General features: G+C 65.9%; 18 protein-coding genes. 6 read left to right on the top strand and 12 right to left on the bottom strand.

Annotation, left to right across the window (positions count from 1 at the left end; all coding sequences use genetic code 11):
* The first annotated feature begins 22 nt into the window (after positions 1-22).
* Positions 23-1,900: an ABC-F family ATP-binding cassette domain-containing protein gene (locus ACFOYU_RS07540; protein ID WP_377033080.1), complete on the top strand. Its 1,878-nt coding sequence runs from the start codon at positions 23-25 to the stop codon at positions 1,898-1,900.
* A gap of 27 nt (positions 1,901-1,927) precedes the next feature.
* Here ACFOYU_RS07540 and ACFOYU_RS07535 read toward each other — a convergent pair whose 3' ends face one another.
* The 4 genes from ACFOYU_RS07535 to ACFOYU_RS07520 all read right to left on the bottom strand — a co-directional run bounded on the left by ACFOYU_RS07535 (position 1,928) and on the right by ACFOYU_RS07520 (position 5,929).
* Complete coding sequence (locus ACFOYU_RS07535) at positions 1,928-2,305, bottom strand: hypothetical protein (RefSeq protein WP_377033079.1); 378 nt, start codon at positions 2,303-2,305, stop codon at positions 1,928-1,930.
* Positions 2,306-2,310: 5 nt separating this feature from the next.
* Positions 2,311-3,846 carry a S10 family peptidase gene (locus tag ACFOYU_RS07530; protein WP_377033078.1) on the bottom strand — a complete coding sequence of 512 codons (1,536 nt, stop codon included), beginning with the start codon at positions 3,844-3,846 and terminating at the stop codon, positions 2,311-2,313.
* 71 nt (positions 3,847-3,917) lie between these two features.
* Positions 3,918-4,370 carry a DNA polymerase III subunit chi gene (locus ACFOYU_RS07525; RefSeq protein ID WP_226741127.1) on the bottom strand — a complete coding sequence of 151 codons (453 nt, stop codon included), beginning with the start codon at positions 4,368-4,370 and terminating at the stop codon, positions 3,918-3,920.
* A gap of 68 nt (positions 4,371-4,438) precedes the next feature.
* On the bottom strand, positions 4,439-5,929 hold the full coding sequence (locus tag ACFOYU_RS07520; protein ID WP_226741128.1) for a leucyl aminopeptidase: 1,491 nt from the start codon (positions 5,927-5,929) through the stop codon (positions 4,439-4,441).
* A gap of 198 nt (positions 5,930-6,127) precedes the next feature.
* Here ACFOYU_RS07520 and lptF point away from each other — a divergent pair, with 198 nt between their 5' ends.
* The 5 genes from lptF to rsmA are packed head-to-tail and all read left to right on the top strand — an operon-like array spanning position 6,128 to position 12,817.
* Positions 6,128-7,279 (top strand): LPS export ABC transporter permease LptF, encoded by a 1,152-nt coding sequence (lptF, locus tag ACFOYU_RS07515; RefSeq protein WP_377033077.1) that lies wholly within the window; start codon positions 6,128-6,130, stop codon positions 7,277-7,279.
* Positions 7,280-7,281: 2 nt separating this feature from the next.
* On the top strand, positions 7,282-8,367 hold the full coding sequence (gene lptG, locus ACFOYU_RS07510) for an LPS export ABC transporter permease LptG (RefSeq protein WP_377033076.1): 1,086 nt from the start codon (positions 7,282-7,284) through the stop codon (positions 8,365-8,367).
* Positions 8,368-8,403: 36 nt separating this feature from the next.
* On the top strand, positions 8,404-10,947 hold the full coding sequence (locus ACFOYU_RS07505; protein ID WP_377033075.1) for an LPS-assembly protein LptD: 2,544 nt from the start codon (positions 8,404-8,406) through the stop codon (positions 10,945-10,947).
* Positions 10,947-11,966: a 4-hydroxythreonine-4-phosphate dehydrogenase PdxA gene (gene pdxA, locus ACFOYU_RS07500; protein ID WP_377033103.1), complete on the top strand. Its 1,020-nt coding sequence runs from the start codon at positions 10,947-10,949 to the stop codon at positions 11,964-11,966. The genes ACFOYU_RS07505 and pdxA overlap by 1 nt, the downstream gene beginning before the upstream one ends.
* Positions 11,963-12,817 carry a 16S rRNA (adenine(1518)-N(6)/adenine(1519)-N(6))-dimethyltransferase RsmA gene (gene rsmA / locus ACFOYU_RS07495; RefSeq protein WP_377033074.1) on the top strand — a complete coding sequence of 285 codons (855 nt, stop codon included), beginning with the start codon at positions 11,963-11,965 and terminating at the stop codon, positions 12,815-12,817. Before pdxA ends, rsmA begins: the two co-directional genes overlap by 4 nt.
* Positions 12,818-12,889: 72 nt before the next feature.
* On the opposite strand, the gene gmk is transcribed toward rsmA, so the two are convergent.
* From gmk to ACFOYU_RS07455, 8 genes are all read right to left on the bottom strand, one after another.
* Positions 12,890-13,531, bottom strand: a complete 642-nt coding sequence (gene gmk, locus ACFOYU_RS07490; RefSeq protein WP_226741133.1) for a guanylate kinase — start codon at positions 13,529-13,531, stop codon at positions 12,890-12,892.
* 15 nt (positions 13,532-13,546) lie between these two features.
* Complete coding sequence (locus ACFOYU_RS07485; protein ID WP_377033073.1) at positions 13,547-14,434, bottom strand: YicC/YloC family endoribonuclease; 888 nt, start codon at positions 14,432-14,434, stop codon at positions 13,547-13,549.
* Between the two features lie 76 nt (positions 14,435-14,510).
* Positions 14,511-15,884, bottom strand: coding sequence for an endolytic transglycosylase MltG (mltG, locus tag ACFOYU_RS07480; RefSeq protein WP_377033072.1), 1,374 nt, complete (start codon positions 15,882-15,884; stop codon positions 14,511-14,513).
* A gap of 95 nt (positions 15,885-15,979) precedes the next feature.
* Positions 15,980-17,242: a beta-ketoacyl-ACP synthase II gene (fabF, locus tag ACFOYU_RS07475; RefSeq protein ID WP_226741136.1), complete on the bottom strand. Its 1,263-nt coding sequence runs from the start codon at positions 17,240-17,242 to the stop codon at positions 15,980-15,982.
* Between the two features lie 64 nt (positions 17,243-17,306).
* Positions 17,307-17,543, bottom strand: coding sequence for an acyl carrier protein (locus ACFOYU_RS07470; protein WP_114185050.1), 237 nt, complete (start codon positions 17,541-17,543; stop codon positions 17,307-17,309).
* Positions 17,544-17,778: 235 nt separating this feature from the next.
* On the bottom strand, positions 17,779-18,516 hold the full coding sequence (fabG, locus tag ACFOYU_RS07465; RefSeq protein ID WP_377033071.1) for a 3-oxoacyl-[acyl-carrier-protein] reductase: 738 nt from the start codon (positions 18,514-18,516) through the stop codon (positions 17,779-17,781).
* Positions 18,517-18,526: 10 nt separating this feature from the next.
* Complete coding sequence (fabD, locus tag ACFOYU_RS07460) at positions 18,527-19,474, bottom strand: ACP S-malonyltransferase (protein ID WP_377033070.1); 948 nt, start codon at positions 19,472-19,474, stop codon at positions 18,527-18,529.
* Between the two features lie 57 nt (positions 19,475-19,531).
* Positions 19,532-19,723, bottom strand: a complete 192-nt coding sequence (locus ACFOYU_RS07455) for a hypothetical protein (RefSeq protein WP_377033069.1) — start codon at positions 19,721-19,723, stop codon at positions 19,532-19,534.
* Positions 19,724-20,500: the final 777 nt, after the last annotated feature.

The raw sequence follows: 20,500 nt of genomic DNA, 5'->3' as shown, positions 1-20,500 counted from the left end.
CCATGACGGGCCAAAAGGCGCCATGCTTCACGTATCCGACCTGACCTATCGTATTGGAGACCGGCTGATCCTCGATCGGGCCTCCTTCGCCCTGCCCCCCGGCAGCAAGGTCGGGCTGGTGGGACGCAATGGCGCAGGCAAGACCACCCTGTTCCGCATCGTCCAGGGCGAGATCCCGGCGGAGAGCGGCGACATTTCCCTTCCCCGGGGCGTGAAGATCGGCGCCGTCGCCCAGGAGGCTCCCGGCGGGCCGGAGACGCTGATCGAGGTGGTGCTGGCCGCCGACAAGGAGCGCACCGCCCTTCTGGCGGAGGCTGAGACGGCGGACGGCTTCCGCCGGGCGGAAATCGAGACCCGCCTGACCGACATCGGAGCCTATTCGGCGCCTGCCCGCGCGGCCTCGATCCTGCACGGTCTCGGCTTCGACACCGAGGCGCAGAACCGGCCCTGCTCGTCCTTCTCGGGCGGCTGGCGCATGAGGGTGGCCCTGGCCGCTGTTCTGTTCGCCGAGCCGGACCTGCTGCTCCTCGACGAGCCGACCAACTACCTCGATCTCGAAGGCACGCTCTGGCTCTACGACTATCTGGGCCGCTACCCCCACACGGTTCTGGTCATCAGCCACGACCGCGAACTCCTCGACACCTCCGTCAACCACATCCTGCACCTCGACCGGGGCAAGCTGACCATCTATCGCGGCGGCTACACCTCCTTCGCCAAGCAGCTTGCCGAGAAGCGCGAGTTGACCGCGAAGCTCAAGATGAAGCAGGAGGCGGAGCGCAAGCACCTGCAGGCCTTCGTCGACCGCTTCAAGGCGAAGGCCTCCAAGGCGCGCCAGGCGCAGTCGAGGGTGAAGCGGCTGGCAAAGCTCGAGCCCATCGCCACCATCGTGGAAGACGACGTGCTTCCCTTCGACCTGCCGAGCCCGGAACGCCCCCTCGCCCCGCCGCTGATCGCCATCGAGAGCGCCGCCGTGGGCTACGGGGACCGGACGATCCTCGACCGCCTGAACCTGACGATCCAGCCGGACGACCGCATCGCGCTCCTCGGCGCCAACGGCAACGGCAAATCGACTTTCTGCAAGCTCATCGGCGGCAGGCTGACACCCCTGAAGGGCGAGATCCGCCGCCCGGGCAAGATGGAGGTCGCCTACTTTGCCCAGCACCAGGTGGACGAGCTGAACCCGAACGCCACCGCCTACGACCACGTGGCGAAGCTCATGCCCGACGTTCCGGTCGCCAAGGCGCGGGCCCGCGCGGCCCGGTTCGGCTTCGGCGGGCCCAAGGCCGACACGCCGGTCTCGTCGCTTTCCGGCGGCGAGAAGGCCCGTCTTCTCATGGGCTTGGCGGCCTTCCACGGTCCCAACCTGCTCATTCTCGACGAGCCGACCAACCACCTCGACATCGACAGCCGCACGGCTCTCATGGAGGCGATCAACGACTATACGGGCGCCGTGATCCTGGTGAGCCACGACCGCTTCCTGATCGAGGCCTGCGCCGACCGGCTCTGGATCGTCGGCAACGGCACCGTCAAGCCGTTCGACGGCGACATGGACGATTACCGGCAGCTCGTGCTTTCGGGCGACCTCGAACCGCAGAAGCGCCAGGACAAGCCTCAGGCTTCCGGGGCGTCGAAGGTGGACGAGCGCCGAGCCGCCGCCGAGCGACGCGTGGCGCTGGCACCCCTGCGCAAGAAGCTGGAGGCCCTCGAAGCCCGCATGTCGAAGCTCTCGGACGTGATCGCCAAGGTCGATGCGGCTCTCGCAGACGGCAGCGCGTTTCAGAAGGATCCGGCCAAGGCGAGCGAACTGGCCAAGATGCGCGCCGAGGCGGCACAGACCCTCGCCTCCGTCGAGGAGGAGTGGCTGACCGTCAGCAGCGAAATCGAGGAAGCTTCGGCCTGAGCCCGAAGCCGGTCAGGATGCGGCCCCTTACCTCACCACCCGGTCGAGCCGGTTGTTGACGAAGAAATAGAGCTCGCGACCGCCCGGCTCGGAATAGAGCACCTGCACCTCACGCTGGCCCTTGCCGCTCTCGCCGACGAGCACGTCCGTCGCGGGCTTTCCTTTCAGGAGAACCAGTTCGCATTCCGTGATCCCGGGCGCGATGACGGTGGCCGTGGTGGCGGCGGTTCCGGTGCAGCGCCCGTCCGGCCCGAGCACCGGGCCGTCGACGACGGGTCCCGAGGCGGCCATGGGAGCCGGCGCAGAGGCAACGGCGGCGACGGCCGGCGCTTCCGTCCGGCCGCTGTTGCAGGCGGCCAGCCCAAGAGTCACGAGGGCCAGCATCGATACGACCTTCACACGCATTCCGTTCAATCCCTGTTACTCGCAGCCCGCGCCTGCAGGGCCTCCTCGAAGAGGCGCCGCACGTCGTCCCGGAAGGCCTGGCGCGAGTCCTGGCGCGAATAGAACATGTGGCCGCCTTCGTAAACCTCGAGGGACAGGCGCTTCTCCGGACCGAGATCCGGGATCTGGTTCATGATGAGCTGCGATGCGTAATAGGGCGTCACAAGATCGGTGAAGCCGTGAGTGACGAGAACCCTTAGGTTTCCGTCGAGCGCCATGGCCTGCCGCAGCTCCTCCACGCTTTCGGGAGCGTCGCGTCCGCCGCCCCACCTCCATGCCTGGTTCACACCGCCGTTGAGCAGGTTGTACCGGCCTTCCGCCTTGTAGTTCAGGGTCCTGGTGAGATGATCGATCGTGGCGCTCGTCAGAGGAGCGGTCATGCCGTCGAGGACAGGATCCTCATAGCGGGACATGTAGTTCGTGGGGTTGGGATCGGCTCCCGAGACATTGGTGTCGTAAGCGCTGACAACCGTCGAGGAGCCACGGCGTAACTCCCGCTGGAGGGTCGTCACGTCGATGCGACCGGCGAGCCGGCGGACCAGATCGGCATCGAGTCCCGTCAGTTCGGTCACCCGGCGGGCGACGCGCTCCACCGCCTCCTTGTCCTGCACGCCGCGGATCAGATCGACCAGATACTCTCCCGAGGCATAGCGCTCGGCCTCCGCCAGAGCCTCCCGGGTGACCGGTCCTCGGTCGCTCATGGCCGCGGCGGCGGCGGAAGGCAGCCTTGCGGCGACGGCCCAGGGATCGGTCACGTCCTGATCGATCCAGGCGAAATCCAGAACGGGCGAGACGAGCACCAAACCGCTGAAGCCGATGCCCTGATCGCTTTGCAGCTTCTGAGCCAGCAGGGGACCGCGGAACCCGCCATAGCTCTCGCCGGCGAAGAACTTGGGCGATTGGAGCCGGTTGTTCTCCTTCAGCCAACGCATGACGAAGGCGGCGAGACCGTCGATATCGCCCTGAATGGAATAGAACCGCTCCCTGACCTGGTCGCCGCCGACGATGCGGCTGTACCCCGTTCCGGGCGGGTCGATGAAGACGAGGTCCGTGAATTCGAGCCACGTCTCCGCATTCGGGACCAGGCCCGGCGAAGCCGAAGGGTTGATGGTCGGGCCGTCCAGGGGAAGGCGCCAGGGCCCTACGGCCAGGAGATGGAGATAGGCCGACGAGGCTCCGGGCCCGCCGTTCACCGCGAAGGTCACCGGCCGTGTGGCGGGATCGGCGTCCTCCCGCGTGTAGGCGGTGAAGCCGATCTCGGCCTGCGGAGCTCCTTGCGGGTCGGTCAGGGTCAGGGAACCCGCCGTTGCGATGAAGCGCAAGGTCCGGCCGGGAAGCTCGAGGGTATGCCGTGTGACCGATTCCGGCGGAAGCTGCGCATCGGGGCGCCGCGGCTCCGGCCGCTCCGCGGCCGGCCTCGCCTCCTGGGCCTGAAGCGTGAAAGGCGCTGTCAGGGACAGGCACAGCGCGGCGAGCAGGGAAAAACGGGACATCCGGGTCATCAAGGGGATCCTCCTGGCTTCCTTGCAAATGGGAAAGCCGCACCTGCGTTCCACAAACGATTCCGCGAGGTTCAGGCCTTGCGCTGCCAGCGGCCCCGCTCGTCCTGCTGCCAATAGGTGGCGTCGTGCCCCTCCTCCTTCACCTTGCGCCATTGGTCGCGCGCCAGGGCCAGGGCCTGGACGTCGCCTCCATCGAAGAGGATCGCGATCCTCTGATAGGCGGAGATGTCCGACGGCAGGTCGGCGCCCTCGGCCAGGAAGCGAATCGAGGCGCCGTTGGGATTGCCGTCGGAAAGGGTGATCAGCACGGGCTGGTCCGCCGCATGAGCCTCGCGGTCGGTGCCGTGCGGAAGAAAGCTCTCATCCGTGAAGGTCCAGAGGTGGTCGTCGAGGGCGGCCAGGCGCTCCTCCGTCGTCACCTGGACCACCGCGCGCCAGTCCCGCTCCAGGGTCTTCTGGAGCAGGGTCGGGAGAACGGCCTCGAGAGGCTGGTTTTGGAGATGGTAGAAAAGGACCTCGGCCATCGCCTCTCACGATCCGGAAGGGCGGTGAGAGGCTGCGAGCTCCGGCAGGTCCTTTCTGGCCGTCATCCTCAACCCTCGTAGTGGTCCCGCACGAGGCGGTCGAGCAGGCGGACGCCCCAGCCGGAGCTCCAACCCTTGTTGATCTCGGTCTGGGGCGAGCCCATGGCCGTGCCGGCGATGTCGAGATGGGCCCAGGGCACGTCGTTGACGAAACGCTGGAGCAGCGCCGCCGCCGTGCTCGACCCGCCGTGCCGGCCGCCGGAATTCTTCATGTCGGCGAATTTCGACTCGATCATCTTGTCGAATTCCGGACCGAGCGGCATCCGCCAGACCCGCTCGCCGGTGGCCTGTCCGGCCGCCGTGATGCGCTGGGCGAGTTCGTCGTTGTTCGAGAAGAGCCCAGCATATTCCTGGGCCAGCGCCACGAGGATCGCGCCCGTCAGGGTTGCCAGGTCGATCATGAACTTGGGCTTGAACCGCTCCTGCACGTACCAGAGCACGTCTGCCAGGACCAGACGGCCCTCCGCATCGGTGTTGACGATCTCGATGGTCTGGCCCGACATGGTGGTGACGATGTCGCCCGGGCGCTGGGCATTGCCGTCGGGCATGTTCTCCACGAGGCCGATGACGCCGACCACGTTCGCCTTCGCCTTCCGGCTGGCCAGCGCATGCATGAGGCCGACCACGCAGGCCGCGCCGGCCATGTCGCCCTTCATGTCCTCCATGCCGCCGCCCGGCTTGATGGAAATGCCGCCGGAATCGAACACCACGCCCTTGCCGATGAAGGCGACGGGCTTGTCGGCCGCCTTGCCGCCGTTCCAGCGCATGATGGCGACGCGGCTGCCGCGGACGGAGCCCTGCCCGACGCCCAGCAGCGCGCGCATGCCGAGCTTCTGCATGGCCTTCTCGTCGAGGATCTCGACCTCGACACCCACCTTCGTCAGGGCCTCGGCCCTGGCGGCGAACTCCTTGGGGCCGAGCACGTTCGGCGGCTCGTTGACGAGATCGCGGGCGATGAGGACGCCGGCCGCCACACCCTCGCGGGCCTTGTAGGCCTTCTTCATGGCCGCGGGATCCGCCACGCTGAAGGTCAGGCGGGTGGTGCCGTTCGGCTTGGAATCGTCCTTCTTGGTCTTGTAGCGGTCGAAGCTGTAACGCCGGAGCTGGACCCCGAGCGCCATGTCCGCCACCGCATCCGGCGTCACGTCGATCCCGGGCATGTCGAGGACGGCGGTCGCGGTCTTGCCCGAGGCCTTGCCGGCGATCAGGCCGCCGAACTGCGCCCAGTCCAGGGAGGCCCGGTCCTTCTCGCCGCCGACGCCGATCACGACCAGGCGGTCCGCCGCAATGACCGTCGGCGCAGGAATGGTCAGGCTCGATTTGGCCTTGCCCTTGAAGCCCTCGGCGGCAGCGGCCCTGGCAATGAGATCGACAGCCTTCGGCCCGATCCGCTTCGCGACCGAGGGACTCGGCTTGAGATTTTCGTCGACGAAGACGATGAGATCACCGGCTCCGACGTCCCCATGGGCCTGGAAATCGATCTTGAAGCTGTCGGCCATGAAATCCTCTTGATGGTGGCTGCTGACGCCGGCTCGGGACCGGCTGCGACTTGTTGACATACAGCATATAGGGCACGGGATCACGCAGGCATTGCCGTGAAAGCGGCGCAATCCCAAGCTGTTGAGACGGCGCCGGCCTTGCCTGCGAGCAGGTGACAATGTACCCAGGGCGTTCGCGCCCAAGAGGCGAAGGGCTTCATGACACTTCTCGAACGATACATCCTGAAGATCGCATTCACGGCCTTTACCGCGTGCCTGATCGCCCTCACGGGCGTCATCTGGATCACGCAGGCCCTGCGGGAGCTCGACCTCCTGACCGGCAAGGGCCAGACGCTCTTCATCTTCATGACCGTGACGGGGCTGTCCCTGCCCGCCCTCATCAGCGTGATCTCCCCCGTCGCCCTGTTCCTGGCGACGATCTACGCGCTCAACAAGCTCAACAGCGATTCCGAGCTGATCGTCATGAGCGCCGCCGGCATGCGGCCGCTGCGCCTCCTGAGGCCGTTCGTCACCCTGGCGGCCTTCGTGTGCCTCGTCGTGGGAATGATCACCGTCTACGTGATGCCGGCGAGCTTTCAGGAGATGCGAAACCTCGTCACGAAGATCCGGGCGGACTTCGTGGCGACCATGGCCAAGGAAGGCCAGTTCATCACCCTCGAGAACGGCATCACCTTCCATTACCGCGAGCGTTCGGGCGATGCCCTGCTGGGCATTTTCATGGAGGACCAGCGGGAGAAGGACAAGGTCATCGTCTACCTCGCCGAGCGGGGACAGACGGTCGAAAACAACGGACAGGCCTATCTCGTCCTCGAAAAGGGCAGCGTTCAGCGCAAGGAGCCGAACAGCCGCGATTCGTCCATCGTGGCCTTCGAGCGCTATGCGGTCGATCTGTCGGCCTTCAACCAGGACGGCAACGGCGAGATCGTCTATCGCCCCCGCGAGCGGAGCACCACTCAGCTCCTCTTCCCCAATAAGGACGACGCCTTCTACCAATATCAGGAAGGCCGGTTCCGGGCGGAGCTCCACGACCGCCTTTCGTCCTGGCTCTACCCGCTCGCCATGATGATCATCGCCTTCGCGGCTCTCGGCGACCCGCGCACGACGCGTCAGGGACGTGGCCTCGCCATTGCGACGGCGGTGGTGGCCGTGGTCGCGCTTCGAATCGCCGGCTTTGCCGCCTCGAGCGCCGTCGTGCGGTCGGAAGCGGCGGTTGTTGCCGTCTATGCCGTTCCCCTGTCGGCGATCGTCATCTCCCTGATGCTGATCATGCAGGGCTCGACCACCAGGGCCATCCAGGCAAGGATCCGTGCCCTGATTCCCTCCAGAACCCCCGCCATCCGGAGGGCCTGAGCATGCTTATCGGCGCAACGCTCGGCACCTATTTCTCACGGCAGTTTCTGAAGACTATTTTCCTGGTCTTCGCAACGGTCTTCGCCCTCGTCTACACCCTCGATTTCGTGGAGCTGATGCGCCGGGCCGGCGATACGGAGGGAGCCACGGCCCCTCTCATGGCCCAGTTGGCCCTCTTCCGGACGCCGGCCATCGCCGAGCAGGTCATGCCGTTCGCCGTTCTCTTCGGAAGCATGGCCACCCTCCTGCAGCTCAGCCGCAAGCTTGAACTGGTCATCGCCCGGGCCGCCGGCATCTCGGCATGGCAGTTCCTGCAGCCGGGCCTGTTCGTGGCACTGGCGATGGGCATCCTTTCCGTAACGGTCTACAATCCTGTCTCCGCGTTCCTGAAGCAGCAGGCCTCCGACATGGAGGCGAAGGTCTTCAGCAATCCCGTGCAAAGCAGGGACAAGCCGATCTGGATTCGGCAGAAGAGCCTCGACGGGCAGGCGATCTTCCGCGCCGAGGGAGCGCTCCAGGATTCCACGACGATCACCGGCGTCACCGTCTACGCCTTCGACAATTCGGGTGCCTTCAGCCAGCGAATCGAGGCCAAGGAGGCGACCCTTCACGAGGGCTACTGGGAGCTCAAGGAAGCGAGGGTCCTGAGCGCGACGGAGGAGCCGCATTCCTATGACCGATACCAGGTTTCCTCCAGCCTCCAGCCTTCAGAGGTCAAGCAGAGCTTCACCAATCCCGACGCGGTCCCCTTCTGGAACCTGAAGGAAACGATCGACCGCCTGGAGCAGGCCGACATCAACACGACGGCCTATCGCCTGCATTACGACATCCTTCTCGCCCGCCCCCTTCTCTTCATCGCGATGGTTTTCGTAGCGGCATCGGTGTCGTTAAGATTCTTTCGATTTGGCGGTGTAGCGATGATGGTTCTGGGTGGCGTCGCCGCCGGCTTCATGCTTTATGTCGCGACGGAGCTTATGGCGGAGCTTGGGGCGGCCGGAATCATCAGTTCGGTTGTCGCCGCCTGGCTCCCTGCTGTAGTAGGCAGTTTGTTAGGGACTCTGGCGTTGTTGTACCAAGAGGACGGCTGACCGTTCTCGACAAAGGGGCGCGGTAGGGGAGTAGGCATGGAACGGTTCACGACAACGATCGCAACGTCTGCGGTCGCGATGGCGCTCCTTTGTGCCGTCGGGTCTGAGCCTGCGCTTGCCCAGTCCCTCAATGACGCCATCAGCGCGCGGGCGCAGTCCGGCTCGGGCCAGGACCGCCTCCTCGTCGATGCCAACGAGATCATCTACAACAACGACAACAATACCATCGCGGCCTCCGGCGATGTCCAGATGAACTATCAGGGCCGGACCCTGCAGGCCGATCGCGTCACCTACGACCGGAACACCGGGCGGGTTTTTGCCGAGGGCAATGCGAGGCTGACCGATTCGAGCGGCGCCGTCGTGACCGGCGACCGCTTCGAACTGACGGACGACTTCAAGAACGGCTTCATCAACTCGCTTCGGGTCGTCCAGACGGTCGAGGAGAACGGCCGTCCCGTCACGACCCGGTTCTCCGCCCCCCGCGCCGAGCGCTCCGAGGGCGAGACGACCGTTTTCGAGCGCGGCACCTACACCGCCTGCGAACCGTGCAAGGACAATCCGGAAAGGCCGCCGCTCTGGCAGGTCAAGGCCGCCCGGATCATCCACAACAACAGCGAACAGACGATCTATTACGAGGATGCGAGCCTCGAAATTCTCGGGTTGCCCGTCGCCTATCTGCCCTATTTCTGGACCCCCGATCCGACGGTCAAGCGCAAGACGGGCTTTCTGTCCCCGCGCTACGTCTATTCGAGTTCTCTCGGCGTCGGCGCGTCGATCCCGTTCTTCTGGGCCATCGCACCCAACTACGATCTCACAATCACACCGACCATCCTGAGCCGCCAGGGTGTGCTCGGGGAGGTCGAGTGGCGGCACCGTCTGGAGAACGGCGCGTATAACATCCGCGCCGCCGGCATCTTCCAGCGTGACGGCGACGCATTTCTCAGCAGCCCCTACGGAGCGGGCGACCGGGATGCGCGCGGCTCGCTGGAATCCACGGGTCTCTTCTACATCAACGAACGCTGGAAATGGGGCTGGGACGTCGCCCTGCTCTCGGACAAATGGTTCCTGCAGAACTACCGGATCCGCAGCGAAAGCCTCAGCTCCCTTTACGTCAAAGAGTCGATCTCCACGCTCTATCTGCAAGGTCAGGGCGACCGTTCGTTCTTCGATGTCCGGGGGTACTATTTCCAGGGCCTCTCGACGAGCGACTGGCAGAAGCAGCAGCCTGTCGTGCATCCTGTCCTTGACTATAACAAGCGCATCACTCCGGCCGGGATCGGCGGCGAATTCGCGATCGACGTGAACGTGACGAGCCTCTCTCGCGAGGCCGCTCAGTTTCAGAGTCTGACGAGCCAGAAGGGCTATCTCTTCGGTCAGTACGAGACCTGCGCCGTCTATGACCCGGAATCGTGCCTCGTTCGCGGCATCAGCGGTTCCATGTCGCGCGCTTCGATCAACTTGTCCTGGCGTCGCGAATTCATCGATCCCATCGGGCAGGTCTGGACGCCGTTCACCTATTTCCGCGCCGATTCCTTCTGGATCGCCCCGGACTTCAACGGCTATCCGAACATCGAACTGTCGAACTTCATCGGCGGCGACGACGATTTCCTCTTCCGGGCCATGCCGGCTGTCGGCCTCGAGTACCGGTTCCCGTTCGTGGCCGATATCGGCACCTCGGGTACGCAGATCATCGAACCGATCGCCCAGATCGTTGCCCGACCCAACGAGACTCGAATCGGACATCTGCCGAACGAGGACGCGCAGAGCCTCGTCTTCGAGGACAGCTCCCTATTCGAATGGGATAAGTTCTCCGGCTATGACCGCGCGGAAGGCGGTGTGCGCGCCAATCTCGGCCTCCAGTACACTGTCACAGGCGCGGAAGGCTTCTATGCCAACCTACTGTTCGGCCAGTCCTTCCAAGTGGCGGGGCGCAATTCCTTCCGACAGGGAGATCTTGCGAATGTCGGCCCGGCCTCCGGCTTGGAATCCCGTGCATCGGACTATGTCGGCCGTTTCCAGCTCAAGCCGAACAACAATTTCTCGTTCGTGACCCGTGCCCGGTTCGATCAGGAGGATTTCAGCCTCAACCGCTTCGAAGCCGGCGTCACTGCGAACTTCGATCCCTACCTGCCGATCTCTGCGTCGCTCACCTATGCCCGATATGCGGCCCAGCCCGAGATCGGCTTCAATCATCGCCGCGAAGGCCTCCAAGCCTCTGCGCGGTGGAATATTACTCCGAACTGGTACGTCTCAGGCTCGGTCCTCTTGGATCTCGACCGTTATCTCCTCGCCCGCGATCTTTACGCTGCCCAGTACGCCGTGGACCCTGTGAATGCCGTCTACAATCGCACGGATTCGGCCTATGTCAGCTCCTTGGGCCTCGGCATCGGCTACATCGACGAGTGCACGACCTTCTCGGTCAACTACTCCGTGGCACCGCGCGACACGGCTATCACGTCGGGCGAGAGCGAGCGGAACCATACCGTGCTGCTGCGGCTCGAACTGCGGACGCTCGGTGAGGTCACGCTCAATCAGAATCTCGGCGACGAAGCCGGACAAGAAGGCGTTGCCGCCCAGTGATGGACGCGGACGGACGGCCGCTCCTCGTCACCCAGGGCGATCCGGCCGGCATTGGGCCTGAACTGACCCTCAAGGCATGGCTCCAGCGGAAGGAGGCGCGCCTTCCGGCTTTCGCGGTCCTGGCCGATCCCGATCACTTGAACGGGCTTGCCTCCAGATTGAGATGGAACGTCCCCATCGTGCCGGTCCGTCCTGCCGAGGCTGTGGCCGCCTTCGATGGCGCCCTGCCCGTCATCCCTCTGAGTACCACCGTCAAGGCCAGCCCGGGGCAACCCGATCCCGCCTGTGCCCCTTCCGTGATCGAGGCCATCGAGACCGCCGTGCGCCTTGTCCGCAAAGGCGAGGCGCCGGCGCTCGTGACCAATCCCATCGCCAAGCATGTGCTCTACGATGCCGGCTTTCGGCATCCGGGCCATACGGAGTTCCTCGCCGCGCTCGCATCGGAAGGCGGGAGCGAGTCCCCGCATCCCGTCATGATGCTCTGGAGCGATGAACTCGCGGTCGTGCCCGTGACGGTCCATATCCCGCTCTCCTCCGTGCCCTCGGCCCTGACCACGGACCTGATCGTCCGGACCGGCCGCATCGTGGCGCGGGAACTGAAGGAGCGTTTCGGCCTTTCCCATCCGCGACTTGCCTTGGCGGGCCTTAACCCTCACGCAGGGGAGAGCGGGGCCATGGGAATGGAAGACGACCGCATCATCGCGCCTGCCATCGAGATCCTGCGGGCAGACGGCATCGAAGCGGCAGGCCCCCTGCCTGCGGACACGATGTTCCATGCCCGCGCCCGCCAGCGCTACGATGCGGCGTTGGCGATGTACCACGACCAGGCTCTGATCCCGATCAAGACCATCGCGTTCGACGAGGCCGTCAACGTGACGCTGGGGCTTCCCTTCGTGCGCACCTCGCCCGACCATGGAACCGCCTTCGACATCGCCGGCAAGGGCATTGCCCGGCCGGACAGCCTGATGGCGGCCATTCGCCTGGCCGCACGCCTCGGTTCGCGGCGGGATGCGCCATGAGCCAGATCGACGACCTGCCGCCCCTGCGCGAGGTGGTTCGCGCCCATGGCCTTATGGCCAAGAAATCCCTCGGCCAGAACTTTCTCTTCGATCTCAATCTCACCAGCAGGATCGCACGCTCAGCAGGCCCGCTGGAGGATGCCACAATCATCGAAGTTGGCCCGGGTCCGGGCGGGCTGACCCGCGCCATCCTGGCCGCCGGCGCCAAGCGGGTGATCGCCATCGAACGCGATTCCCGGTGCATGCCGGTTCTTGCGGAGATCGCCGCCCATTATCCGGGCCGGCTCGAAGTCGTCGAAGCGGATGCCCTGGAATTCGATCCCCGGCCCATGGTCGGCGAAGGCACGGTCCGCATCATCTCCAACCTCCCCTACAACGTCGGCACCGCCCTTCTGACCGGCTGGCTCACGACGGAATCCTGGCCGCCCTGGTGGTCGTCGCTCACCCTGATGTTCCAGCGGGAGGTGGCCGAGCGCATCGTGGCCGACGAGAGCGATCCGAAGGATTACGGCCGCCTCGGCGTCCTCTGCGGATGGCGCACGCAGGCCCGCATTCTTTTCGACGTGCCGCCTTCGGCCTTCGTGCCGCCGCCGAAGATCACGTCGAGCGTCGTCCACCTGACGCCGCGGCCGGAGCCCCTGCCCTGTCGCATCGGCGCGCTGGAAGCGGTGACCCGCGCCGCCTTCGGGCAACGGCGCAAGATGCTGCGCCAAAGCCTGAAATCCATCACGCCGGACCCGTCCGCGGTCATTGCGGCAGCGGGCCTGGAAGAGACGACAAGGGCCGAGAACGTTCCCGTGGAAGGCTATGTCGCCCTCGCGAACGCCTTGGATCGCAGCCGGGAACGATGAGCCCCCGAGCCCGGAGTCTCAAGGCGGACAGCACGGTCCCCGGCACAGGCCCGAGACAGCGGCAGGGACGACCTAGCCGACAGGCTCCCCCAGCAACCCGTCGATGAAGCCTTCGAGTTCCACCTGGCGCTCGCGGCGCAGGCGCTCGGCGGCCAGGATGGACTTCAGGTCGCCATAGGTGCGGTCGAGGTCGTCGTTGATCAGCACGTAGTCGTAAGCAGCCCACTGGGCGATCTCGTCGCGGGCATTGCGCAGGCGGCGGGCGATCACCTCGGGCGTGTCTTCGGCCCGGCGCTCGAGCCTTGCCTTCAGCTCGGCCATCGAGGGCGGCAGGATGAAGACGCTCACCACATCCGCGCGCATCTTCTCGACGATCTGCTTCGTGCCCTGCCAGTCGATGTCGAACATCATGTCCTCGCCTCGGGCGAGGGACTGCTCCACGGGCTTGCGCGGCGTGCCGTAGTAATTGCCGTGAACCTGGGCCCATTCGAGGAGATCGCCCCGGTCCCGCAGCTCCTCGAAATCGGCCACGTCTTCCATGAAATTGTAATGGACGCCGTTGATCTCGGACGGGCGCTTCTGTCGGGTCGTGACGGAGATCGACAGACGGATTCCCCGGTCCTCGCGCACGAGGTTGCGCGTGAGGGTCGACTTGCCCGCCCCAGACGGGGAGGACAGGATCAGGAGAAGACCGCGCCGCTTCAGTTCCACCACACCCGTACTCCCTTGCTACTCGACGTTCTGAACCTGCTCGCGGAATTGTTCGATCACGGCTTTCAGGTCAAGACCGATCCGCGACAGCGAGACGTCGTTGGCCTTGGCGCACAGGGTGTTCGCCTCGCGCCCGAACTCCTGCGCCAGGAAATCGAGCCGCCGCCCCACGGGACCGCCCTCCTGCAGCAGCCCCCGCGCGGCATCCACATGCGCCCGCAGCCGGTCCAGCTCCTCGCGAATGTCGGCCCGGGCGGCGATGAGCACCGCTTCCTGGTGAAGCCGGGCCGGATCGAGGGTGGACTTGCCTTCGAGGATCTGGTCGATCTGCGCCTCGAGCCGCAGGCGGATCGCCTCGGGCCGGCGGGCCGGCGCCGCATCGGCCTCGTCCACGAGACGCGCGACGAGATCGAGATGCTGCCCGAGAACTCCCCCGAGCGCTTGGCCCTCGGTCCGACGGGCGGTCTTCAGCGCCTCGATGAGCGAGCCGACGCCGGCCTTCAGTGCCTGTACGAGAGCCTCGTCCTGCCCCGGATCGACCGCATCGTCGTCGAGTTCCACCACGCCGCGAACCGAGAGCAGCCCGTCGAGGGATGCGGGCTGCACGTTCGCGGGAAGCGACAGGCCGCCCACCGCTTCGAGGAGCGATTGCAGCACGTCCTGGTTCACCCGCAGCTTCGGCGCGGAGGAGGCCCTGGCGAGGGAAAGGTTCAACTGGCCCTGCCCGCGGGTGAGCGCCTTCATGATCTGGCCGCGTGCATCCTCGCCGACAGCGTCGAGGCCGGACGGCGTCCGCACGCGGATCTCCAGACCGCGCCCGTTGACGGTCTTGATCTCCCAGGCCCACTGATAGGAACCGGTGATGCCGGCTTCTCGGGCGAAGCCGGTCATGCTCGCAATAGCCATACGCTGAACCTCGGGCGGGATTGAAAAGTGGCGCGACCATAATGCGCGCCCGCCTCCGCCACAAGCAGCGAAGCCGTCAGGGATCGGACAGGACGGGGACGTTCTTCGGCGAGTTCAGGTCGTAGGACTTGTTCTTGAGAGGATCCTTGTCGGTCCCCTCGCTGGCGTCGAAGCCCCGGGCGCGGCCGGCCGGGAGAGTTCCGCGCGCCACGTTTGTGGAGCCGCGGAGTTCCTGGTTCAGGCTGCCGGACGTACCGGGCGGAACGGCTCCCTCGCTCTCGGGCTCGACCCGATCCACGTCGTCCGGCGTCTCGGCCGCGCGGGCCTTCTCGATTTGGCGCCAGCGGGCGACGTTGCGCTGGTGCTGCTCGTACGTTTCGGCAAAGGCATGGCCGCCGGAGCCGTCCGCGACGAAGTAGAGATCCTTCGTCCGCGACGGATTGGCCACCGCCTCGAGGGCGGCCCGGCCGGGATTGGCGATGGGTCCCGGAGGCAGTCCCTCGATCACGTAGGTGTTGTAGGGCGTCGCCGCCTCGATCTCGCTGCGCAGGATCCCGCGGCCGAGGGTGCCCTTTCCGCCGACGAGGCCGTACACGATCGTCGGGTCGGATTGCAGCTTCATGCGCTTCATGAGGCGGTTGATGAACACGCCCGCCACGCGGGTACGCTCATCGGCTCGTCCCGTCTCCTTCTCGACGATAGAGGCCAAGATGAGCATTTCCTGCGGGGTCTTGATCGGCAGATCCGAGGAGCGGCGCTGCCAGATCTGCGTCAGGGCCTGCCGCTGCGCCGCCTGCATGGAGTTGATGATCTGCTGGCGGGTCGTGCCGCGCTCGAACTTGTACGTGTCGGGCAGAAGCGTGCCTTCCCGCGGCGTCTCCATGATGTCGCCGGACAGGATCTCGTTCTCGTAGAGGCGCGCCACGATCTGCTCGCTGGTGAGTCCCTCGGGGATCGTCACCGAATGCAGGATGGCCTTGCCCTGGGCCAGGGTGTCGATGGCCTCGCTGATGCTGGTGCCCGCCTTGAACTGGAACTCGCCGGCCTTGAGCTGCCCCCGCTGCCGGCTGACCAGCGCGTAGACCTCGAACAGCAGGGGCTGCTCGATCACTCCTTCCCGCTTGAGGATGTCGGCGATCTCGCCGGTGCCGGTGTTGCGCGGAATCACGACGACCTTGTCGTTCTGCAGCGGCCCGTCGGCGGTCACCTCGCGCTCCAGCATCCCGAATCCGAAGACGGCAGCGATGGCAAGCGCCACGAACAGGGTCAGGACACCGCTCAGGATGGACAGGGGCCCGCCCCGGCGGCGGCGCAGGCGCGGCGGTGGCGGCGGGGCCGCCATGGGCTTGATGGCCTCGCTCGGAGATTTGGGAGCGAGGCGCGGCTGCTGCGCTTCCTCTTGGTGCGCTTCGGGCGACGAGATCAGAGTGTGCTTTTTTCTGCCGAACATCACGATGCTTTTCTGGTGCCGATCGGCGAACCTGCCGTCCCTCCGACACCCTAACGGGGATTATGGCGAAAAGCCGTAACGTGTCACCATAACGATCAGGAAACCCGTCGCATCACCAGCGACGCATTGGTGCCGCCGAACCCGAAGGAGTTGGACAGGACCACGTTGATTTCCTTGTTCTTCGCCTTGTGGGGCACGAGGTCGATCGGGGTCTCGACGGACGGATTGTCGAGATTGATCGTGGGCGGCACGACGCCGTCGCGCATCGCCAGGATCGAGAAGATCGCCTCCACCGCGCCGGCGGCGCCCAGGAGATGGCCGATGGCCGACTTGGTCGACGACATGGACAGCTTGCCGGCCGCGTTGCCGACAATGCGCTCGACCGCCTTCAGCTCCAGTTCGTCGCCCAGCGGCGTCGAGGTGCCGTGGGCATTGATGTAGTCGATCTCGGACGCGGAGATTCCGGCGCGCTTGATCGCGGCGGCCATGCAGCGATAGGCCCCGTCTCCGTCCTCGGACGGAGACGTGATGTGATAGGCGTCGCCCGACAGGCCGTAGCCGATGACCTCGGCGTAGATCTTGGCGCCGCGCGCCTTGGCGTGCTCGTACTCCTCCAGCACGACGACGCCTGCGCCCTCGCCCATGACGAAGCCGTCACGGTCCTTGTCGTAGGGGCGCGAGGCCTTCGTCGGCTCGTCGTTGTAGCCGGTGGACAGGGCGCGGCAGGCCGCGAAGCCGGCGATGGAAAGACGGTTGATGGGCGATTCCGTGCCGCCGGCTACCATCACCTCCGCGTCGCCGAGGGCGATGAGGCGGGCCGCGTCGCCGATGGCGTGCGAGCCGGTGGAGCAGGCGGTCACGACCGCGTTGTTGGGGCCCTTGAGGCCATGCTCGATCGAGACGTAGCCGCCTGCGAGATTGATGAGCCGGCCGGGAATGAAGAACGGCGAGACCCGGCGCGGACCGCGCTCGATGAGGGTCTGGGATGCCTCGTAGATGCCGCCGATGCCGCCGATGCCGGAGCCGATCAGCACGCCGGAGGCGCACTGGTCCTCGTACGTGGTGGGCTTCCAGCCCGCGTCGTCGAGGGCCTGGGTGGCGGCCGCCATGGCATAGACGATGAAGGGATCGACCTTGCGCTGCTCCTTCGGCTCCATCCACTGGTCGGCGTTGAAGGTGCCGTTGGTGCCGTCGCCGCGCGGGATCTGGCAGGCGATCTTGCAGGCCAGGTCGTCGACTTCGAAATCGGTGATCCGGTCGGCGCCGCTCTGCCCGTCGCGGATACGGGCCCACGTCTCCTCGACGCCGCAGCCCAGCGGGGTGACCATGCCAAGACCGGTGACGACAACACGCCGCATGATGTTTCCTGCCCTTTGAACAAAATACGGGCGTCGGATGGCAATCCGACGCCCTCCTGGCTTTTTAGGCCGCGTTCTTCTCGAGGAATTTGATCGCGTCGCCGACCGTCACGATGGTCTCCGCCGCGTCGTCCGGGATCTCGACGTTGAACTCTTCTTCGAACGCCATGACGAGCTCGACGGTATCCAGGCTGTCGGCGCCCAGGTCGTCGATGAAGTTGGCATTGTCGGTGACCTTGTCGGCTTCGACGCCCAGGTGCTCGACAACGATCTTCTTCACGCGATCAGCGACGTCACTCATCGTTTTTTCCTCAGTGGCTGCCGCCTCAGGATTGGGCGGATCAAGAAATTGAAATTGGATCAGCTGCTCAGCTGACAACGCTGGAACCGCTAACTTGCGTCGTGCAAAGCCGCATTTTTGAGCGTCGGTCAACCCCTCCGACCAAATCGAGTTCATGATTAACACAAGCTTATCGGCTCTGGCGAGGGGTTCGCGAGCACTCGCAAACAGATTCCGAAAGGGCCGCCAAGCCCTTTTAGAACATGGCCATTCCGCCGTTCACGTGCAGGGTGTGGCCCGTCACGTAGCCGGCTTCCGTCGAGGCGAGATAGACGACGGAGGACGCGATTTCACCGCCCTGGCCGAGGCGGCCCATGGGGATGGTGCCCAGGATTCCCTCGCGCTGCTTTTCGTTGAGAACGTCCGTCATGGGTGACTCGATGAAGCCCGGGGCGACGCAGTTCACGGTGATATTGCGGCTCGCCACCTCCGCCGCAAGGGCCTTGGTCATGCCGATGAGGCCCGCCTTCGAGGCGGCGTAGTTGCCTTGGCCGGGATTGCCGGTGGAGCCCACCACGGAGCCGATATTGACGATGCGGCCGTAGCGGCGGCGCATCATGGTCTTCACGGCCGCCCGCGAGAGGCGGAAGGCGGCGGTCAGGTTCACGGCGAGCACCGTGTCCCACTCGTCGTCCTTCATGCGCATGAAGAGGTTGTCCTTGGTCACGCCCGCGTTGTTGACCAGGATGTCGAGCCCTTCCATGGCCGATTCCGCCGCTGGAACAAGGGCTTCCACCGAGTCCTTGTCGGACAGGTTCGCCTCGACCACGTGGACCCGCTCGCCCAGCGAGGCGGCCAGTTCGTCCAGGGCGGCCCGGCGGGTGCCGGACAGGGTGACGGTCGCGCCCTGCGCGTGCAGCGCGCGGGCGATGGCGCCGCCGATGCCGCCCGTGGCGCCGGTGACGAGAGCCTTGCGGCCGGAAAGATCGAACATGCGTGGTTCCTTATCCTTGCAGGGAAGCTTTGAAGGCGGTCACGTCGTCCGGGGTGCCCAGCGCGGTGGCCGAGGCTCCTGCCGCGATGCGTTTCACGAGTCCGGTCAGCACCTTGCCCGAGCCGACCTCGTAGAACGCTTCTACGCCCTGGGAGGCCATATAGGCCACGCTCTCGCGCCAGCGCACCGTTCCCGTGACCTGGCGAACCAGGGCGTCGCGGACGGCGTCGGGATCGCCGATGGGAGCCGCCTCCACGTTCGCCACCACCGGCACGACCGGGGCATGGACCGTCACCCTGGCCAGCGCCTCGCGCATGGCGTCGGCGGCGGGCTGCATGAGGGCGCAATGGAAGGGGGCGGACACGGCCAGCATCACGGCGCGCTTGGCGCCCTTCTCCTGGGCGATGGCGACGGCGCGCTCGACCGCCGATTTATGGCCCGAGACCACCACCTGCGCCCCGCCGTTGTCGTTGGCCGCGTCGCAGACCTCTCCCTGAGCCGCCGCGCGGGCGACCTCGAGGGCGGCGTCGTATTCGAGGCCCAGCAGCGCCGCCATGGCGCCCTGCCCGACCGGCACCGCCTCCTGCATGGCATTGCCGCGAATCCGCAGCAGCCGGGCCGTGTCGGCGATCGTGAGGCTGCCGGCGGCGGCCAGGGCCGAGTACTCGCCCAGGGAGTGGCCGGCCACGAAGGCGGCATCCCTCCCGAGGTCGAGTCCGGCCTCGGCCTCCAGCACCCGGACCATGGCCAGGCTCACGGCCATCAGGGCCGGCTGGGTGTTAGCGGTCAGGGTCAGCTCGTCCGCAGGCCCCTCCCACATGATGGCCGAGAGCTTCTGCGACAGCGCCTCGTCCACCTCGTCGAAGACCGCTTTCGCCTGAGGAAACGTCTCGGCGAGGGCCTTGCCCATACCGACCGACTGACTTCCCTGCCCCGGGAAGATGAATGCGCGCTTCATCGAGAGCCGCCCTTTCACTGGAAACCGGGCGCCGACTCGCACCCGGACGCGCGCGAGTCAAGGCGAAGAGCGCGCTCCCTCGCACCTGGACTGTTCATAGCTCCAGGCGCCGCCATCGTCCAAACAGGCGTCGATCATCCCGGATTCGGTAAAATTCGCCCAGAACCAGACCACGGCCCAGAACGAGGACAGAGCCAGCAGGACCAGCGCGATCCATTCCAGGCGCACGTCCGAAAAATACCTCCTCATGGAGCCCTCCAGATTTGACCTTAGGGAAGATTGCCTAACGTCACGCTTAGCTGGAGTGCGGCGGCGCACTCCCGAAGCGCAAAAGGCACGGGTGATCGGGCTCCGGGCGTGCTGCGCGGAACCGTGCTGGGTCGAGGGGGCGCGAGGAGCGAACCGGCTCGAAGGGTGGTGGTGGAGAGGGAAGAGCCGGATGGCCCCTCGCGCACGGTTCTTTTCAGGCGTTCAGGCGGCGCTGGTCCGTGAACGGCCGCAGGCGAACGCCGCACGCCTGGTGCGGCCGGGCCTGCGACCCGCTCCGGCCCCAGGGCGGGTGCCTGGGCCTCCTGCCGCAGGAGGGTGCGTTCCCCTCCGGCGCAGGACCGTGTCCGGTCCCACAATCACGACGCCTCGCGAGCGCGCCCCTCGGTGGACCGGACCCGAACGATATAGCTTAGCTTACAACAACAGTCAAGAACAAAGTGGGAACACGATCCGCTGTCCACCAGACGCCCCGCTGTCATCCCGGTGCGGGAAGGCGCGTGCCGCTCGCCCGTCATTCCGGGGCCGCGCAGCGGAGCCCGGAACCAATAGCCGCTGACGGCACAGAACGAGGCGAAGCGCTGACAGTCCTTTCTTGAACCCGTTAGTGTTTATGGGTTCCGGGCTCGGCTCTAGTGTTCTGTCACTGACGGGTGTTTCCGAAATCTGGTCTGACGTGCGATGCTGCTCGGATGGGCAAGATCGAACGCATTGAGGTTTCCGCCGCTGATCGGGAGCGCCTGGAGACCCTGGTCCGTG

Source organism: Microvirga sp. GCM10011540, from assembly GCF_042650665.1.
In the GTDB taxonomy this organism is placed as follows: Bacteria; Pseudomonadota; Alphaproteobacteria; order Rhizobiales; family Beijerinckiaceae; genus Microvirga; species Microvirga lenta.
The sequence above is the reverse complement of the archived record's forward strand: the minus strand, read 5'-3'. Positions and strand labels throughout refer to the sequence as shown.

Coding starts and splice junctions, on each gene's coding strand:
- ACFOYU_RS07485 (WP_377033073.1), bottom strand. CDS start 14,434: ATGGCTATTGCGAGCATGACCGGCTTCGCCCGAGAAGCCGGCATCACC.
- rsmA (WP_377033074.1), top strand. CDS start 11,963: ATGAGCCAGATCGACGACCTGCCGCCCCTGCGCGAGGTGGTTCGCGCC.
- ACFOYU_RS07455 (WP_377033069.1), bottom strand. CDS start 19,723: ATGAGGAGGTATTTTTCGGACGTGCGCCTGGAATGGATCGCGCTGGTC.
- ACFOYU_RS07470 (WP_114185050.1), bottom strand. CDS start 17,543: ATGAGTGACGTCGCTGATCGCGTGAAGAAGATCGTTGTCGAGCACCTG.
- ACFOYU_RS07535 (WP_377033079.1), bottom strand. CDS start 2,305: ATGCGTGTGAAGGTCGTATCGATGCTGGCCCTCGTGACTCTTGGGCTG.
- ACFOYU_RS07505 (WP_377033075.1), top strand. CDS start 8,404: ATGGAACGGTTCACGACAACGATCGCAACGTCTGCGGTCGCGATGGCG.
- ACFOYU_RS07530 (WP_377033078.1), bottom strand. CDS start 3,846: ATGACCCGGATGTCCCGTTTTTCCCTGCTCGCCGCGCTGTGCCTGTCC.
- lptG (WP_377033076.1), top strand. CDS start 7,282: ATGCTTATCGGCGCAACGCTCGGCACCTATTTCTCACGGCAGTTTCTG.
- ACFOYU_RS07525 (WP_226741127.1), bottom strand. CDS start 4,370: ATGGCCGAGGTCCTTTTCTACCATCTCCAAAACCAGCCTCTCGAGGCC.
- ACFOYU_RS07520 (WP_226741128.1), bottom strand. CDS start 5,929: ATGGCCGACAGCTTCAAGATCGATTTCCAGGCCCATGGGGACGTCGGA.
- mltG (WP_377033072.1), bottom strand. CDS start 15,884: ATGTTCGGCAGAAAAAAGCACACTCTGATCTCGTCGCCCGAAGCGCAC.
- ACFOYU_RS07540 (WP_377033080.1), top strand. CDS start 23: ATGCTTCACGTATCCGACCTGACCTATCGTATTGGAGACCGGCTGATC.
- fabF (WP_226741136.1), bottom strand. CDS start 17,242: ATGCGGCGTGTTGTCGTCACCGGTCTTGGCATGGTCACCCCGCTGGGC.
- lptF (WP_377033077.1), top strand. CDS start 6,128: ATGACACTTCTCGAACGATACATCCTGAAGATCGCATTCACGGCCTTT.
- pdxA (WP_377033103.1), top strand. CDS start 10,947: ATGGACGCGGACGGACGGCCGCTCCTCGTCACCCAGGGCGATCCGGCC.
- fabD (WP_377033070.1), bottom strand. CDS start 19,474: ATGAAGCGCGCATTCATCTTCCCGGGGCAGGGAAGTCAGTCGGTCGGT.
- fabG (WP_377033071.1), bottom strand. CDS start 18,516: ATGTTCGATCTTTCCGGCCGCAAGGCTCTCGTCACCGGCGCCACGGGC.